The 15,756-nt window shown below is 67.9% G+C and carries 14 protein-coding genes and 1 pseudogene; 9 read left to right on the top strand and 6 right to left on the bottom strand.

Annotated elements, in window-relative coordinates:
• Window positions 1-6: 6 nt before the first annotated feature.
• The 4 genes from FZ983_RS08330 to FZ983_RS08345 form a co-directional block, all read right to left on the bottom strand.
• Window positions 7-375, bottom strand: a complete 369-nt coding sequence (locus FZ983_RS08330) for an AtpZ/AtpI family protein (RefSeq protein ID WP_149223118.1) — start codon at window positions 373-375, stop codon at window positions 7-9.
• 251 nt (window positions 376-626) lie between these two features.
• Entirely contained in the window at window positions 627-1,241 is a 615-nt protein-coding gene (locus tag FZ983_RS08335; protein WP_149223119.1) for an SCO family protein, read from the bottom strand.
• Window positions 1,242-1,317: 76 nt separating this feature from the next.
• Window positions 1,318-3,540, bottom strand: coding sequence for a bacteriohemerythrin (locus FZ983_RS08340; RefSeq protein WP_149223120.1), 2,223 nt, complete (start codon window positions 3,538-3,540; stop codon window positions 1,318-1,320).
• Between the two features lie 216 nt (window positions 3,541-3,756).
• Window positions 3,757-4,512 carry a PhoH family protein gene (locus tag FZ983_RS08345; RefSeq protein WP_149223121.1) on the bottom strand — a complete coding sequence of 252 codons (756 nt, stop codon included), beginning with the start codon at window positions 4,510-4,512 and terminating at the stop codon, window positions 3,757-3,759.
• Window positions 4,513-5,335: 823 nt separating this feature from the next.
• Between FZ983_RS08345 and minC the strand changes: the two genes are divergently transcribed.
• The 8 genes and pseudogenes from minC to dgcA all read left to right on the top strand — a co-directional run bounded on the left by minC (window position 5,336) and on the right by dgcA (window position 13,671).
• Entirely contained in the window at window positions 5,336-6,103 is a 768-nt protein-coding gene (gene minC, locus FZ983_RS08350) for a septum site-determining protein MinC (protein ID WP_247883669.1), read from the top strand.
• A 94-nt stretch (window positions 6,104-6,197) separates the two neighbouring features.
• Window positions 6,198-7,013 carry a septum site-determining protein MinD gene (gene minD, locus FZ983_RS08355; protein WP_149223123.1) on the top strand — a complete coding sequence of 272 codons (816 nt, stop codon included), beginning with the start codon at window positions 6,198-6,200 and terminating at the stop codon, window positions 7,011-7,013.
• A pseudogene (gene minE, locus FZ983_RS08360) lies at window positions 7,010-7,258 on the top strand (cell division topological specificity factor MinE); the annotation flags it as partial. The gene minD and the pseudogene minE, both read left to right, overlap by 4 nt.
• 417 nt (window positions 7,259-7,675) lie before the next feature.
• Window positions 7,676-9,088, top strand: coding sequence for a CRTAC1 family protein (locus FZ983_RS08365; protein WP_149223125.1), 1,413 nt, complete (start codon window positions 7,676-7,678; stop codon window positions 9,086-9,088).
• A 255-nt stretch (window positions 9,089-9,343) separates the two neighbouring features.
• A complete protein-coding gene (locus FZ983_RS08370) occupies window positions 9,344-9,868 on the top strand; it encodes a PAS domain-containing protein (protein WP_149223126.1) in 525 nt (174 codons plus the stop codon).
• Window positions 9,843-11,171, top strand: a complete 1,329-nt coding sequence (locus tag FZ983_RS35030) for a methyl-accepting chemotaxis protein (RefSeq protein ID WP_149223127.1) — start codon at window positions 9,843-9,845, stop codon at window positions 11,169-11,171. Before FZ983_RS08370 ends, FZ983_RS35030 begins: the two co-directional genes overlap by 26 nt.
• Before the next feature lie 378 nt (window positions 11,172-11,549).
• Window positions 11,550-12,596: a methyl-accepting chemotaxis protein gene (locus FZ983_RS08380; RefSeq protein WP_247883670.1), complete on the top strand. Its 1,047-nt coding sequence runs from the start codon at window positions 11,550-11,552 to the stop codon at window positions 12,594-12,596.
• Between the two features lie 82 nt (window positions 12,597-12,678).
• Complete coding sequence (gene dgcA, locus FZ983_RS08385; protein WP_149223128.1) at window positions 12,679-13,671, top strand: N-acetyl-D-Glu racemase DgcA; 993 nt, start codon at window positions 12,679-12,681, stop codon at window positions 13,669-13,671.
• 155 nt (window positions 13,672-13,826) lie between these two features.
• Here dgcA and FZ983_RS08390 read toward each other — a convergent pair whose 3' ends face one another.
• Window positions 13,827-14,237: a 4a-hydroxytetrahydrobiopterin dehydratase gene (locus FZ983_RS08390; protein WP_149223129.1), complete on the bottom strand. Its 411-nt coding sequence runs from the start codon at window positions 14,235-14,237 to the stop codon at window positions 13,827-13,829.
• Between the two features lie 154 nt (window positions 14,238-14,391).
• Between FZ983_RS08390 and FZ983_RS08395 the strand changes: the two genes are divergently transcribed.
• Entirely contained in the window at window positions 14,392-14,997 is a 606-nt protein-coding gene (locus FZ983_RS08395; protein ID WP_149223130.1) for a uracil-DNA glycosylase, read from the top strand.
• Here the strand turns inward: FZ983_RS08395 and FZ983_RS08400 are convergent.
• Window positions 14,987-15,646, bottom strand: coding sequence for a 50S ribosomal protein L11 methyltransferase (locus tag FZ983_RS08400; RefSeq protein WP_149223131.1), 660 nt, complete (start codon window positions 15,644-15,646; stop codon window positions 14,987-14,989). The genes FZ983_RS08395 and FZ983_RS08400 overlap by 11 nt on opposite strands.
• Between the last annotated feature and the right edge of the window lie 110 nt (window positions 15,647-15,756).

The raw sequence follows: 15,756 nt of genomic DNA on the forward strand, positions 1-15,756 counted from the left end.
CCTCGCTCAGTGTGCGTCGCCGTCTTGGCGCTCGTTGTCGTCCCCAGTGGGCCGGCGGTAGCCGGCGGCGATGCCGAAGCCGGTGACGGCCCGGTAGACGTTCAGGACTCCCGCCGCGGCCCCAAGGAAGAACATGACGATCAGTCCCCAGGGCGCGGTGCCGAGCCAGCGATCGAGCAGAAGCCCGCCGCCGACGCCGACGATCATGGCTGCAACAAGCTCCGTCCCGATGCGCCAGGCGGTGGCGAGGGCACCCTGCGGCGGACGGTGGTATTTGCTACCGGGTCCGCCAGACCAGCCGCGTTGTCCCTCACGCGCCTTTCGCAACCGGGCTTCGAGGTCATCCAAAGGATCGGGGGGCGTTTTGTTGTCCATTCCGCCTCTCAATCACCCTTGGCACTCGTTGGCTCGCAGCCATGCGAAAGCGGCGAGACCATACGGGTGGGGCGTTACCCTGTCAAGTCGCAAAACCTGCGGTGTAAGCCATTGAAAAGATTAAGAAAGACAGGAAATGTCGCGGATTTTGCCGCGGTGCGGCGCGTTGTCCCGCTCCAGCATGCGAAAAAACCCGGTGGTATGACCGCTTTTCCGGGGTTTTTGGGAGCTTTTCACCCCCTCCGCGCCGCTCAGCCGGCGATCCGTCCGGACAGATCCTGCACGATCTTGTCGGCCCCGGTGCCGCCGGGATACACGCCGACGAACTTTCCGTCCGGCCCCATCAGATAGATGAAGCTGGAATGGTCCATCAGGTAATCCTCGGGCTTTCCGTCCTTCTGCGGCGCTTTGGCATAATAGACGCGGTAGGCGCGGGCGGCCTCGCGCACCTGCTCCGCCGTGCCGGTCAGCCCGACCAAGCGGGGGTGGAACAGCGCCACATAATCGTTCATGTGCGCCACAGTGTCGCGGTCCGGATCGACCGTGATGAAGACGGGCTGCACCTGCTCCGCCTTCGGACCCAGCTGGTCCAGCGCCTGGGTCATCACCCCCAGTTCGGTCGGGCAGACGTCCGGGCAATAGGTGTAGCCGAAATAGATCAGCATGTATTTGCCGCGGAAATCGGCGTCGGTGACGGTGCGGCCGCGGTTGTCGGTCAGCGTGAAGGGGCCGCCGATCGGCACGGCGGTCTTCACCCCGCTTTCCACGGTGGTTGCGGCGTTGCGCACCTGCCACCACGCGATGCCGGCAGACACGGCGATGGCGAGGACGGACGCGGCGGCGATGCGGATGAGTCGTGCCTTCATGGTCCGTCAGGAATGGGGCCGCTTGCCGCCCAGGTCAAGAGGCAGGGCATTGATCGGTCCGTAGGCCATATGCCCCTCACGCCGCCCGCCTGGCCGCGGAAGGGCCGGTCGCACCGCCTGCCGCTGCCCCGGCGATTCCGCGGGTGGCGGCCAGATGCTCGCCGATGCGCTTGTCGGCGCGCTGGATGTGTTCGAACAGCCATTCGCGGGTCAGGGCCAGCAATTCGTCGGCCACGGAGTCGCCGGCATCCAGGCGGCGGCGCAGGTCACCGGCCCGGGTGCGCAGTGCCTCGTGCTGGGCCTTGTGGGCCTTGGCGTCGGGATAGCCGCACTGGTCCATCAGCCGCTCCTCCTGCTCGAAATGCAGGACCGTGTAGGCCATCAGCCGGCCGATCGCCTCGCCCAGCGCCCGGCGGTCGCCGGTGTTGCCGCCGGGGGAGCCCTTCGCCCGCCGCGCCAGAGAAGCCGCCTCGTTCATCAGCGCGATCAGGATCATGTGGTCAGTGTCGATTCCCTCCTCGCCGACCGCCAGGTCGTCGGTCCAGGGCATGAAGGTTTCCGATCCGTCCGGCGGGGCATCGTGGAGCGCGGCGAGCGGTGCCGCGTTGATCGCCTCGACATTGACCAGGAAGGCGTCGACCATCCCGCGCAGCCCCTCCGCCTGCCGCGACAGCCCGCCGGCGGCGTCCAGCAGCGCGCCGGCCGACCGTTCGGTCTCCAGCGCCGCGTCGGACACGGCGTCGATGCTGGTGGAGACCTGCCGGGTGCCCTCCGCCGCCTCGCCGGCGCTGCGGGCGATCTCGCCGGTTGCCGCACCCTGTTGCTGGACGGCGGCGGCGATGGAGGTGCCGATCTCGTCGCTGCGGGCGACGATGGTGCCGATCTCGCGGATGGCGGCGACGGCGGCCCGTGTGGCCTCCTGCACCTCGGCGATGTGGCGGGCGATCTCCTCGGTCGCCTTGGCGGTCTGGTTGGCCAGGGTCTTCACCTCACCCGCCACCACGGCGAACCCCTTGCCCATCTCGCCGGCCCGCGCCGCCTCGATGGTGGCGTTCAGCGCCAGCAGGTTGGTCTGGCCGGCGATTCCGGCGATCAGGTCGGCCACCTCGCCGATCTTCTGGGCGGCTTGGCCCAGCCCGTCGATCCGCTCCTCCGCCTTGTGCGAGGCTTCCACCGCCTGGGTGGAGATGGCCGACGAGGTCACCACCTGCTGCCCAATCGCCGCGATGGACCCGGTCAACTGCTCCGCCGCCGAAGCGACGGTCTGGACACTGCTTGACGCCTGCTGCGAGGCGCCGGCGACGGAAATCGCCTCGCACCGGTTGCGGTCCGCGGTGGCGGACAGGGCGCGGGCGGTGGTCTCCAGCGTGCCGACGGCGGCGCCGACGGTGCGGATGGTTTCCGCAATGGTGGCGTCGAAGCGGTCGGTCAGCCGCTTCAGCGCCTGGGCGCGCTGCCCATCGACGCGATGCTCGATCTTCTGCCGCTCCCAGTGGCGGGCGAGATCGATCTGCTGGACGCGGAAGACCTCCACGGTGCGGGCCATGGCCCCGATCTCGTCGCCGCGGCCCAGCCCGGGCACGGCGACCGCGCTGTTGCCGCCGGCCAGATCCTCCATGACCCGACCCAGGCCGCCGAGCGGCCGGACGATGGCCCGGCTGACCAGCAGCGCCAGAAGCCCGGCGGCCAGCGCGATCAGCAGCCCGGTACCGGCCAGCCGCCACGCGGCGCGGCGGAAGGCGTCGTCGACGTCGTCGATGTAGATGCCCGATCCGACGAGCCAGCCCCAGGGGGCGAAGCCCTTGACATAGGACAGCTTCGCCACCGGCTCCGCCGACCCGGGCTTCGGCCAGAGGTAATCGACGAATCCGGCACCCTCGGCCTTCACCACGCGCACGAAATCCTGGAACAGCAGCTTGCCGTTGGGGTCGGCGTTGCGCGACACGTCTGTGCCGTCCAACTCCGGCTTGATCGGGTGCATGACCATGCGCGGGCTGAGATCGGTGACGAAAAAATACTCGTCGCCGTCGTGACGCAACGCCTTCAGCGAAGCCTTCGCGCCGGCCTGCGCCTCGGCGCGGGAGAGGGCGCCGGCACGTTCGCGCGCCTCGAAATGAGTGATCAGGCTGTGGGCGATCTCCACCACGTTGCGCGTCTTGTCGCGGCGGTCGGCCATCATCTCGGCACGCAGCCCCATCAGGCTGACCGCGGCGATCAGGACGAGCCCGACACCCGCCGCCGCCAGGATCACTGCGATCTTGCCCCGGATGCTGATGCGTTCGAACACGGCAACGGTCACGGCTGCGGCCCCCTCGGCGATGTCCTTAAAATTTTGGGGACATTTGCCGCGGTTGGCTCGGCCGTCAAGCATATTTGCTCGTATATCCTACGTTTCGTTCAACTGAATGTCATAAATGCAACCATAGTGGAGTGTGAGGGGTGAGCCCGCTGGCGCGATGGACCGGGAGGCGCCGCATCGACGCCTCCCGTGCAACGCTGCGGCGAATGGCCGCCGTCAGAGCACCGTCAGCATGCTGGCGACCAGCGGATGGCGGACGATGTCCTTCTCGGTCAGGCGGGCGACGGCGATGCCCTCCACCGCTTCCAGCCGGCGGGCGATGTCGGCCAGCCCGGACAGGTTGTCCAGCAGGTCGGTCTGGTCGGGGTCGCCGGTCAGCACCATGGTGGAGTGCCAGCCCAGCCGGGTCAGCAGCATCTTGATCTGGGCGTAGGTGCAGTTCTGCGCCTCGTCGATCACCACGAAGGCGTTGTTCAGGGTGCGGCCGCGCATGAAGCCCACCGGCGCGATCTCGATGGTGCCGTCGGCCATCATCATCCGCAGCCGCTTCGACCCCAGCCGGTCGGTCAGCGCGTCGTAGAGCGGGCGCAGGAAGGGCGCCATCTTCTCGTGCATGTCGCCGGGCAGGTAGCCGATGCTCTCGCCGGCCTCGATCGCCGGGCGGGACAGGACGATGCGATCGACGCTGCCCGATTCCAGCGCCTCAACAGCGGAGGAGATGGCGATGTAGGTCTTGCCGGTGCCGGCCGGTCCGAGAGCCACCACCAGATTGTGCGTCCTGATGGCGTCCATCAGAAGCTTCTGGTTGGGGTTCTGCGGCTTGACCTTGCGGAGATAGCTCTGGTCGCGGCGGTCGTCGCTCCCACCAAGCGGATCCCAGCCGGTGCTGGCGGGGCTGCTCATGCCGGGGAAAAGCGGGTGGACGGTGGAGTCGTCCGCCGCGGCGATGCCTTTGCTGGAACGCTTGGCCATGTCGCATCTCCTCGATAGGTGGGGGTGGCGCCGGAGTCAGGCACGAGGGCTTCAGCCACCAGGAATCCGGGCACAAAAAAACCTCCCGCAGGGGGGAGGCTCGATCGGGCGCATGGATGCTCGCTGATGAGTGCTTCGCCGGGCGTTGCGGCCGGGCGTCGTGCCGGATCCGGACATGCCGGTGCGGGCCGACGAGGGAGGTGCTCTATGAGCGAAACAAGGTGCAAGAGAACCTCGTCGTCGTTGGAAACCACGCAACCCGACTGTACCGGTCCAAACGCATCGCGTCAGGCAAAATTGCGGCCGACGCGAAATATTCATACTAGATGTGGTGTGGGTGCCGCAGGAAAGCCGGTAGGGGCGGGGTTGGTAACCCTTTCCGCCGAGCCGCATCGTCCACCGGATGGCCTTCCGGCCGATGCGCCCGAAAGGCTTTGCCGCTGCCGGACGCTTTCATTACACTGTGCGGCCACGGGGGAAATCGAACGATATGCTGCAACCCTGGCCTGTCCGCTCAGGTGGATGGCCGCGACCCAAGGTCGTCGTTCAGGTCGTCGCGATCTGCGATGGCCGGGCTGGGTGGGGCTTTGTCCGTCGCCGGGCGATGACCCGGCGTTCGGGCGTGGCATTCGATTGTCACCCGTGGGGGCGGGGAAACTCTTGAATCCGACCGCTGCGGACGGCTAGAAGGCGCGGATTGGCTGGCTCGATGCCGGTGCCGCGCGCGATGGCGGTCGGCTCCGGACCGGACGCAGGGCGGAACCAGACGCATGGCGGACCGGACGCACGGCACGGGACGGCAGGAACGAACGGGAAGGCTACGGTGAGCAGCGCCAGTCAGGTCGCCGAACGGGATGTGCCGTTCCAGTTGCGTGGCAATTCCTTCACCATGATGGTGCTGAAGGTCTTTGCTCCGACATCGCCGAATTTCTTCACCCAGCTGAACGTCAAGGTGCGCCAGGCGCCCAACTTCTTCCACAACGCGCCGGTCGTGCTGGATTTCGACGACCTGCCGGAGGCCATCGTCTTCGACCTGGGCGCCTTCGTGGCGCAGGTGCAGGCGCTGAACCTGCTGCCGGTCGGTTTCCAGGGCGGGCCGCAGGCCGTGCGCGAGGCGGCGATGAATGTCGGCCTGACGCCGATGCCGTCGGGCCGCGCCGCCAAGCTGGAAGAGGTGGTGAAGGCCCCCGATCCCCGCCAGCCGGATCAGCAGGCGCCGGTCGCCGCGCCGCAGGTGCTGATCGAGGTCGTCCACCGCCCGACCGTGGTGGTGACCGAACCGGTGCGCTCCGGCATGCGGGTCTATGCGGAGAAGACCGACCTGATCGTCACCAGTTCCGTTTCCCCGGGGGCGGAACTGCTGGCCGACGGCAACATCCATGTCTATGGCGCCCTGCGCGGCCGGGCGCTGGCCGGTTTTTCCGGCGACACCAACGCCCGCATCTTCTGCCACAGCCTGGAGGCGGAGGTGCTATCGGTCGCAGGCAATTATCGCATCAGCGAAGACATCGGCAGTGACTTTTACAAGAAAGCCGTGCAGGTTTTCCTGCGCGACGGCGTCCTCAGCATGGACCTTCTGAAGACGGGCTGAGACGCGGTAGGATAGGATCTTCTCCGAAGGGTGAAATCTTCGGATCGTCTATGGTATCGGTGACGGCAACTTTGGGATTATGGGAGAGGCTCCGTTGAGCAAGATCATCGTCATGACCTCCGGCAAGGGCGGTGTCGGCAAGACGACCTCGTCCGCGGCCTTCGCGACCGGACTGGCGCTTCGCGGCTTCAAGACGGTCGTCATCGACTTCGACGTCGGTCTGCGCAACCTCGATCTGGTGATGGGCTGCGAGCGCCGGGTGGTCTTCGACTTCATCAACGTCATCAACGGCGAGGCGAAGCTCAACCAGGCGCTGATCAAGGACAAGCGGATCGAGAACCTCTACATCCTGCCGACCTCGCAGACGCGCGACAAGGACGCGCTGACCCGCGAGGGGGTGGAGAAGGTCCTGAACGAGCTGTCGAAGGAATTCGACTACATCCTGTGCGACAGCCCGGCCGGCATCGAGCGCGGCGCACTGATGTCGCTCTACTTCGCCGACCACGCGATCATCGTCACCAACCCCGAAGTCTCGTCGGTGCGCGACAGCGACCGCATCCTGGGCGTGCTGAACTCGCGTTCCCGCCGGGCGGAACAGGGGCTGGAGCCGGTGACCCAGCAGCTGCTGCTGACCCGCTACGACCCGGAGCGCGTCGAGAAGGGCGAGATGCTGAAGGTCGACGACGTGCTGGAGATCCTGGCGATCCCGCTGCTCGGCGTCATTCCGGAAAGCCAGGCGGTGCTGCGCGCCTCCAACGTCGGCATGCCGGTGATCCTCGACGAGGTTTCCAACGCCGGCCTGGCCTATTCGGACGCGGTCGGCCGCTTCCTGGGCGAGGACATCGAGCATCGCTTCGTCACCCCCCAGAAGAAGGGCCTGTTCAGCCGGCTCCTGCGGAGGAGCGCATGAGCATCTTCAACTTCTTCCGCGCGGCCCCGCGCGCGTCGGCCGTCCAGGCCAAGGAGCGTCTGCAGATCGTCATGGCGCACGAGCGCGCCGGTCGCAGCGGCCCCGACTATCTGCCGATGCTCCAGCAGGAATTGCTGGCGGTCATCGCCAAATACGTCAACATCGACGAGAACAAGGTCGAGGTTAAGCTTGACCGCGGCGGCGATTGTTCGACGCTGGAGGTCAACATCGAGTTGCCGGCCCGCGAGCAGGCCAAGGCAGCCGCCGCGGCCAAGGCGGCCGAGAAGCCGGCCGGCAACGACGATGCCGCGGCCAAGCGGGCGGCCGGCAACTCGGGCGCGAAGAAGCGGATCTGAGCCGGAGGCGGCTCCCGTTGCTGCCTTCGCCTGACCATCCGGGATCCCTCCGGTGCAGCCGCGCCGGGGGGATTTTTGCGTTTGAAGCTTCCGCATCGCACATCTGCATCGGACATAGGCCGCCCCTGATCATCCGTCCGGGTTTACGGGCGGGCGGGGACGGGGTATCAACAGGGATACGCCGCACGAAAGGCCAATGGCTCCAAAGGCCTGCCCCATGACCGGTCGCAGAGCCGTTCTGGGGGCCGGCAGGGGCGCCGTCCAGGGCTGGCTGCGGCGGACCGACCACGGGACAAGAGGGTGCCGATGTTCCTCGATTGCTCGTCGCTGATCGCCGAAAACCCGCCGCGGCCATCGAACGGAATTGCGGTCACGGACATCGACGGCGACGGGGCCTTCGAGCTGGTCGTGGCCGGCTACCGCACCGCCAACCTGGTCCTGAAATGGGTGGACGGCCGGCTGGTCGACATCGCCGGCCCGCTGCTCGCCGATCCCGCCGGTCCCGCTCTGGGGCTGGCCGCCGCCGACATCGACGGCGACGGGCGGGAGGAGCTGTATGTGGTCAACTGCGACCGCGCCACCGGTTCCAAGGATATGGCCGACCGGCTCTTCGCCTGCTTCGGCAAGCATTGGCTCGACCTGTTTGCCCAGGCGGAGAATGCCGGCGCCGCCAACCACACCGCGGCCGGCGCGGTCGCGGCGATGGACCGCTGGGGTCACGGCCGCTACGGCTTCCTGGTGGCGACGGACGGTGGGCCCTTGCGCCTGTACGAGTTGACCCGCCGCGGCCGGCTGGAGGATGGGGCGGAGGAGGCCGGGCTGGACTCGATCGGCGCGGCACGCGGCGTCACCGCCCTGTCGATCGTCTCGGACCACATGGATGTGGTGACGGTCAACGACGGCGGTCCCAACGAGCTGTTCCGCAACCTCGGCGACGGCAATTTCGAGGAGATCGCGGAAGAACGCGGCATCGCCGATTCGCGTCCGTCCGGCCGTGCGGTGGTGGCACTGGACGCCGACGGCGACGGGCTGTTCGATCTGGTGGTCGGCACCTGGGACGGGGCGCAGCGCTATTTCCAGCAGCGCATGGGCGGTGGCTTCGTCGAATCGGCCGGTGCCGACTTTTCGATGCCCGGCCGCATCTTCACCGTCGTCGCAGCCGATTTCGACAATGACGGCTATGAAGAGCTGTTCTTCCATGCCCATGGCGAGCCCAACCGCTTGTTCGGCTGGCGCAACGACCAGTGGCAGGAACTGGAGCTTGGCGATGCCGCCGAGCCGAAGGGCCTCGGCACCGGCGCGGTCGCGGCCGACATCGATGGGGACGGGCGGCTGGAACTGATCCTGGCGCATGGCAGTTCCCATGGCGGCCACGGCTCCCATGGGGGCGGCCATGGCGCAGAGGGCAGTGCGCAGCCGCTGTCGGTCTTCCGTCCGGAGGCGACCAACAATGGCTGGCTGCGCGTGCAGCCGCTGACCCCCTTCGGGGCGCCGGCCCGTGGTGCGGTGGTCAGCCTGACCGCCGGCGGACGCCGCCAGCGCCGGGCGGTGTGCGCCGGCTCCGGCTATCTCTGCCAGGGCGAACCGGTCGCCCATTTCGGGCTGGGACCGCTCCATGCGGTGGAGCAGGTGGAGGTGCGCTGGCCCGACGGCACCGTGGTGACGGTGGACAACCCGCCGGCCGACCGGCTGCTCACCGTTCCCTATCCGCCGGAGTAAGGCAGCTGCTCCGCCCTAACCGTCCGCACCCAAATATTTCAGTACCGCAATAGGTAGGGTCTTTCCTGCAAGCTTCCGTCACATTACAGTGCAAATCGTTGCGGCGCCCGCGGTGCGGGGCATCGCGCGGCATGCCGATCCGGACATAATCCGTCCCTGCCGCCGGCTTTCGCCGCAACGAAGGAGCATGCCGGGACCATCATGCCGGGCTGGCGTGATCCGGGCGGGTCAGGGATGCGGGGGACCGGAAGGCACATGGCACGACGCGACGTTCTCCTGACGGGGGTGGAACGCTTCTTCGACCCGGATGAAGTCATCGTTTCAAAGACGGACCTGAAGGGGCGGATCACCTACGCGAACCGGGTGTTCCAGCAGGTCGCCGGCTATAACGAATCGGAGCTGATGGGCGCCCCCCATTCCATCGTGCGCCATCCCGACATGCCGCGCTGCGTCTTCAAGCTGTTGTGGGTCACGCTGGAGGCGGGGCAGGAGATCTTCGCCTATGTCGTCAACCGCGCCCGCAACGGTGACCATTATTGGGTCTTCGCCCATGTCACGCCGAGTTTCGACGCGGACGGGCGGGTGATCGGCTACCACTCCTCCCGCCGGGTGCCGGAGCGGTCGGCGCTGGACAAGGTCATCCCGCTCTACCGCCAGCTCCTCGAAATCGAGGACAGCCACGCCGACCGCAAGCAGGGGATGGAGGCCGGATTCGCCGCCGTCCTGGCCCTGCTGGCCGAAAAGGGAATCGGGTATGACGAATTCGTCTTCTCCCTCTAATGCGTCGTCCCTGACCCGGGCCGGTTGGCTGGTTGCGCTTGGCCTCGTCGCGCTGGCGGTCCTCCTGGTCGTCGAGATGCTGGATGCCGGCAGTGTCGCTGTGCGCGCCGGTCTGGCGCTGGCCGGGCTCGCCGCGCTGGGCGGGGCCGGTCTGTACCTGCGCCGCGTCGGCGCGGTGGTGCGGCAACTGGCCGCGGTCAACCGTGCCGTCGCCGCCGGCGATTTCGAAGCGCGGGTGATCGGCATCCGCGAGGGCGGGGCGCTGGGCGAACTGATGCACGCCACCAACGATGCCATCGACCGCACCGACGCCTTCGTGCGCGAGGCGACGGCCTCCATGCATGCGGTGTCGGAGCACAAGTATTTCCGCCGAATCGTGCTGCGCGGCATGCAGGGCGGCTTCCTGCACGCCAGCCGCACCATCAATGCGGCGACCGAGAGCATTTCGCAGAAGGTCGCCGGTTTCGCCGGCGTCACCCAGCGCTTCGAGGGCCAGATCCAGAGCGTCTGCAGCGAGGTGGCCGACACCGCCCATCAGTTGGAGGTCTCCGCCCGCACCATGGAGACGGACGCGACCCAGGCGACCGGCAAGGCCTCGTCGGTCGCGGCCTCCGCGGCGCAGACCGGCAGCAATGTCGGCAGCGTCGCCGCCGCGACGGAAGAGCTGTCCGCCTCCATCGCCGAGATCGCCCGCCAGATCGGCGACGTCGCCCGCGTCGCCGAAACCGCGGCCGGCGAGGCCGAGCGGTCGAACGCGTTGGTCGCCACGCTGTCGGGGGCGGCGCGCACGGTCGGCGACGTCATCACCCTGATCAACGACATCGCCAGCCAGACCAACCTCCTGGCCCTGAACGCCACGATCGAGGCGGCACGGGCGGGGGAGGCCGGCAAGGGCTTCGCCGTCGTGGCGCAGGAGGTGAAGCGGCTGGCCGACCAGACCGCCAAGGCCACCGGCGACATCGCGGCCCAGATTGCCGGCATCCAGTCCTCCACCGACGAGGCGGTCGGCGCCATCGTCGGCATCGGCCGCACCATCACCTCGATCAACCAGATCGCGGCCGGCATCAGCGCCGGGATCGAGCAGCAGGGCTCCGCCGTCCGCGAGATCGTCGTCAACATGGAGCAGGCCGCCGCCGGCACCCGTGCCGTGTCCGACGACATCCGCGAGGTCACCGATGCCGCCGGCCGCACCAGCGGCACCGCGCACGAGGTGTTCGCCGCGTCCGAACGCATGGCGGCCGAAGCCGACCGGCTGACCCGCGAGGTCCAGCGTTTCCTCGACGAGATGCATCGCGTCGCCTGACGGCGCTTTCCCGGCGTGGTGACGCGCATCGCATCAACTGCCCGGCGAATGTGCACAGCATGTGCATGAGATCCCGCAATGCGGAATTGATCTGGCGTATTTCCAGGCGGTGCGGACTTTTTATTACGAATTTAGCGAGAAATCGTGTTACCAGTCGGCAATATGGCTGGCGTATGACTGCCGACGCCAGGACCCGTTGAGCAACCTCACGCCAGCCTGCCTTTAGTTTCAGCATCTTAACCGTACGACACTTCCGAAACATCCGGACCAAGGGTGTCGTCCGCGGCCAAGTGCCGCGGAAATCGGGAAGGGTGGGTGGCCCGCGGAGAACCGGCGACCGTTGGCACGGCTTTTGATGAAGGGGAAACAGGGACGGTCATGACGGGGGACAAGACGATGAGCATGGCGGGCACCGATCTGTTCGAGCTGTCGCGGGGCGTGCTGGATGTTGCCTCGAAGAAGGTGTCCTTGATCGAGGACATCACCCGGCGCACCAAGATGCTGGCGATGAACGCCCTGATCGAGGCGGCGCGGGCCGGCGACGCCGGGCGCGGCTTTGCCGTCGTCGCCAACGAGGTGTCGGAGATCTCGACGCAGGTCAACAGCATCACCAAGGAACTGCGGTCGGAGATCGTCGCCCGCGTCGATCACCTGACCACCACCGGCAGCGCCATGGTGCAGGAGATGCACGGCAAGCGGCTGGCCGACCTGTCGCTGAACATGATCGAGATCATCGACCGCAACCTGTACGAACGCTCCTGCGACGTGCGCTGGTGGGCGACCGACAGCGCCGTGGTCGACTGCGCCGCCGACCCGAGCGAGGAGGCGCGCCGCCATGCCTCGCGCCGGCTGGGCGTGATCCTGGAATCCTACACCGTCTATCTCGACCTCTGGATCGCCGACCGCAACGGCAATGTCATCGCCAACGGCCGGCCCGACCGCTATCCCGGCGCCCGCGGCGCCAACGTGTCGGATGAGCCCTGGTTCCGCCAGGCGCTGGCGACCCGCAACGGCAGCGAGTTCACGGTCGGCGACGTCGCCCGCAACCGCAGCCTGGACGACCGCGTCGTCGCCACCTATGCCACCGCCATCCGGCGCGACGGCGAGGCGGACGGCGACGCCATCGGCGTGCTCGGCATCTTCTTCGACTGGGAGCCGCAGGCCGCCGCGGTGGTCGAGGGCGTGCGGCTGGAGGCCGGGGAGCGCGAGAAGTCGCGCTGCCTGCTGCTCGACGCCCGCCATCGGGTGATCGCCTCGTCCGACGGGCGTGGCCTGCTGACCGAGACGGTGCCGCTGCGCCGCAGTGCCACCACCATGGGCCACTACATCGACGACAGGAACCGCATCGTCGGCTATGCCCTGACTCCCGGCTACGAGACCTACAAGGGGCTGGGCTGGTACGGCGTGATCATTCAGGAGCGGTGAAGCGGGGTTAGCCTTCACTGTCGCCTTCACGGACAGGGCCGGGATACACTCCCGGCACTGTTCCGTTTCGGGGTTCGCAATCATGTCCGCCCAACAGTTGACCGTCCGCCGGGAGAGCTTCCCGATTCGGGGATCCTTCCGCATCTCGCGCGGCGCCAAGACCGAAGCCGCGGTGGTGGTGGCGGAGGTGACCGACGGCCCGCACCGCGGCCGTGGCGAATGCGTGCCCTATGCCCGCTATGGCGAGAGCGTGGACGGAGTCGCCGCCGCGTTGGAGGCGATGGCCGGCGCGGTCGCCTGTGGGCTCGACCGCGACTCGCTGTCCCGCCTGATGCCGCCGGGGGCGGCCCGCAACGCGCTGGACTGCGCGCTCTGGGACCTGGAGGCCAAGCGCAGCGGCATGCCCGCCTGGAAACTCGCCGGGCTGGCCGAGCCGCCGGGATCGCTGGTCACCTGCTACACGCTGAGTGTCGACGAGCCCGAGGCGATGGCCGCCGCGGCGCGGGAACGGGCGCCGCGCCATCCGCTGCTGAAGATGAAGCTGACGGGGGAAGGAGACCTCGACCGCGTCCGCGCCGTCCGCGCCGCCGCGCCCGCCGCCCGGCTGGTGGTGGACGCCAACGAAGGCTGGACGCTGGACCAGTTGCACCGCTTCGCCCCGGTGCTTGCCGGCCTCGGCGTCGAGATGATCGAGCAGCCGCTGCCCGCCGGCCAGGACGATGCCCTGCTTGGAATCGCCTGCCCGGTGCCGCTGGGCGCCGACGAGTCCTGCCACGGGCTGGAGTCGCTGGACCGTCTGCGCGGTCTCTATCAGGTGGTGAACGTCAAGCTGGACAAGACCGGCGGCCTGACGGAGGCGCTGGCGATGACCCACGCCGCCCATGCCATGGGGTTCGAGGTGATGGTCGGCTGCATGGTGGCGACCTCGCTGGCCATGGCCCCGGCGATCCTGGTGGGGCAGGGTGCGCGCTACGTCGACCTCGACGGCCCTCTGCTGCTGGCCCGCGATCGTGAGCCGGGGTTGGCGTATGACGGCGCGGTGGTCCAGCCGCCGGTGGCGGAGTTGTGGGGGTAGGAGCAGCACTTTGCCCCCTCCCTAACCCTCCCCCACTTTCAGTGGGAGAGGGAACTGCTGCCGCCATGCAAACTCTCCCCTCTCCCACTGAAAGTGGCGGAGGGAGGGACCCGCGGCGAAGGCGTGGGAGGGAGGGGGCACCCCAAGCCTACCCCTCACGTCCCCTGCACATAAGGCGGCGGCGGAGTGCCCACCGATGCCGGCACATAAGGTGCGTCGGCGATACCGTTGACCTTCGCGGCCATGATGAAGTCGTTCTCGTGCAGGCCCTTGATCTTGTGGGTCCAGAAGGCGACCCGGCAGTGGCCCCAGCCGAAATGGATGTCGGCGTGGTGGCCTTCGGCCTCGCACAGGGTACCTACCTGATTGGCGAAGGCCTGCGCCTGGGCGAAGTCGGGGAACTTGAAGTCGCGTTCGATGCGGTCGGGATCCTCCTTTAGGACCCAGCCCGGCACCTGCACCAGATAGGAGGCGGCCATCGCGCGGTCCATCGGCGGTATCCCGCCGCGGCAGGGCTCGCAGGTCTTTCCGGCCAGTTCCTGTGTCGCGGGTGCTTGCGGTGTCATCCCGGTCTCTCCCTTGTTTGTGGGTTGGGCTTGTTTGTAGGTTGGGCGGTCTGGGCTGGAACCTTACCGCCTACAAGCTTGGGTTCGGGCCTGCGCTTCGGCAAGCCCGCAGCCCCGACTGCGCCCATTTGGCAAGATTTCTGGAAGCGATCCGATGACCGACCTGCGTACCGACATGCCCTTCGCCGATTACCAGTACCCGACCAAGCCGGTCGACGGGCCGCGGCTCGCCATCGTCGGCGAGGCGCCGGGGGCGGAGGAGGCCCGGCAGGGCACGCCCTTCGTCGGACGCAGCGGCAAGCTGCTGGACGAATCGCTGGCCGCCGTGGGGATCGAGCGGGCGGAATGCCTGGTCGCCAACGTCTTCCGCTATCAGCCGCCCGGCAACAAGGTGGGGCATTTCTTCGCCTCGCGCGCCCGCGCCCGCAAGGAGGGGCGGGAAATCGACGAGAGCTGGGGCGCCTTCGGCACGTCGGACCGGCTGCTCGCCGAGTTCGCCGGCGAGATCGAACATCTGCGCACCACGCTCGTCGACTACCGTCCGTCGGTGATCGTGGCGCTCGGCCGCACGCCGACCTGGGCGCTGACCGGAGAGAACGGCATCCTGCAGTTGCGCGGCAAGGTTCTGCCCTGCCGGCTGCTGGAGGGGGTGGAGGTGGTGCCGACCTTCCACCCCAGCTACCTGCTGCGCGGCCAGTTGGTGGAACAGCCGACCTTCCTGTCCGACCTGCGGCTGGCCGTGTCCCGCCTCACGCGTTAGGCAACAGGCGCCAGATCGTCGTTTCGCGCGTCTCGCGGTCCTCCAGTTCCAGCGAGGTCGGGACGGTGTAGCTCGCCACCTTCTCGACACCGCCGGCGGGGAAGTAAGCGCGGCCGGGATCGCCCAGCAGGACCAGCGTTCCGGTCGCCGCGATCTCGCGCAGCCACGCCGTCACCCGTTCGGCCATCGGCCTTTCGTAACAGACGTCGCCGGCCAGCACGACGTCGATGCCCGGCAGCGACCGGCCAACCAGATCGGCGCTGACCGCCTTCACCTCCACCCCGTTGGCATCGGCATTCAGCGCAATGGCGGCGAGCGAGAAGCGGTCGATGTCGCAGCACTGGACCCGCGCCGCCCCCGCCTTCATCGCGGCGATGCCGACCAGCCCGGTCCCTGCGGCAAAATCGAGCACCGACCTGCCGGCCACCAGTTCCGGCCGGTCGAGCAGGAGCCGCGCCACAGCTTGTCCACCCGGCCAAGCGAAAGCCCAGTATGGCGGTGGCAAATTCGTGGCGGCCAAGGTCTCCTCGGTCGCCTGCCAGAGGGGCGTGACTTCGGTGGCAAGATGAAGCTGGATTTCCGGCAACAGCGGCGTGGTCGTCAGCGTCGTGTTGTCGCGGACGAAATCTTGCGGAGATGCGTTGTTCATACGAGGCTTCCCAAGGGACTCCGCTGTTGGGGGTATGCCGGTCGATGGCTTTTGAATGTTACACATTTCAAACGGTGTAGACACAGCTGCGAACCCGTGTTACCCGTTTC

This window comes from Azospirillum sp. B21, from assembly GCF_008364825.1.
Lineage (GTDB): Bacteria > Pseudomonadota > Alphaproteobacteria > Azospirillales > Azospirillaceae > Azospirillum.

What these genes read in the sequence shown, in the direction of transcription:
- FZ983_RS08395 (WP_149223130.1), top strand. Translation starts at nt 14,392, where the DNA reads ATGACCGACCTGCGTACCGACATGCCCTTCGCCGATTACCAGTACCCG.
- FZ983_RS08335 (WP_149223119.1), bottom strand. Translation starts at nt 1,241, where the DNA reads ATGAAGGCACGACTCATCCGCATCGCCGCCGCGTCCGTCCTCGCCATC.
- dgcA (WP_149223128.1), top strand. Translation starts at nt 12,679, where the DNA reads ATGTCCGCCCAACAGTTGACCGTCCGCCGGGAGAGCTTCCCGATTCGG.
- FZ983_RS08400 (WP_149223131.1), bottom strand. Translation starts at nt 15,646, where the DNA reads ATGAACAACGCATCTCCGCAAGATTTCGTCCGCGACAACACGACGCTG.
- FZ983_RS08380 (WP_247883670.1), top strand. Translation starts at nt 11,550, where the DNA reads ATGACGGGGGACAAGACGATGAGCATGGCGGGCACCGATCTGTTCGAG.
- FZ983_RS08390 (WP_149223129.1), bottom strand. Translation starts at nt 14,237, where the DNA reads ATGACACCGCAAGCACCCGCGACACAGGAACTGGCCGGAAAGACCTGC.
- FZ983_RS08370 (WP_149223126.1), top strand. Translation starts at nt 9,344, where the DNA reads ATGGCACGACGCGACGTTCTCCTGACGGGGGTGGAACGCTTCTTCGAC.
- FZ983_RS08365 (WP_149223125.1), top strand. Translation starts at nt 7,676, where the DNA reads ATGTTCCTCGATTGCTCGTCGCTGATCGCCGAAAACCCGCCGCGGCCA.
- FZ983_RS08330 (WP_149223118.1), bottom strand. Translation starts at nt 375, where the DNA reads ATGGACAACAAAACGCCCCCCGATCCTTTGGATGACCTCGAAGCCCGG.
- FZ983_RS08345 (WP_149223121.1), bottom strand. Translation starts at nt 4,512, where the DNA reads ATGGCCAAGCGTTCCAGCAAAGGCATCGCCGCGGCGGACGACTCCACC.
- FZ983_RS35030 (WP_149223127.1), top strand. Translation starts at nt 9,843, where the DNA reads ATGACGAATTCGTCTTCTCCCTCTAATGCGTCGTCCCTGACCCGGGCC.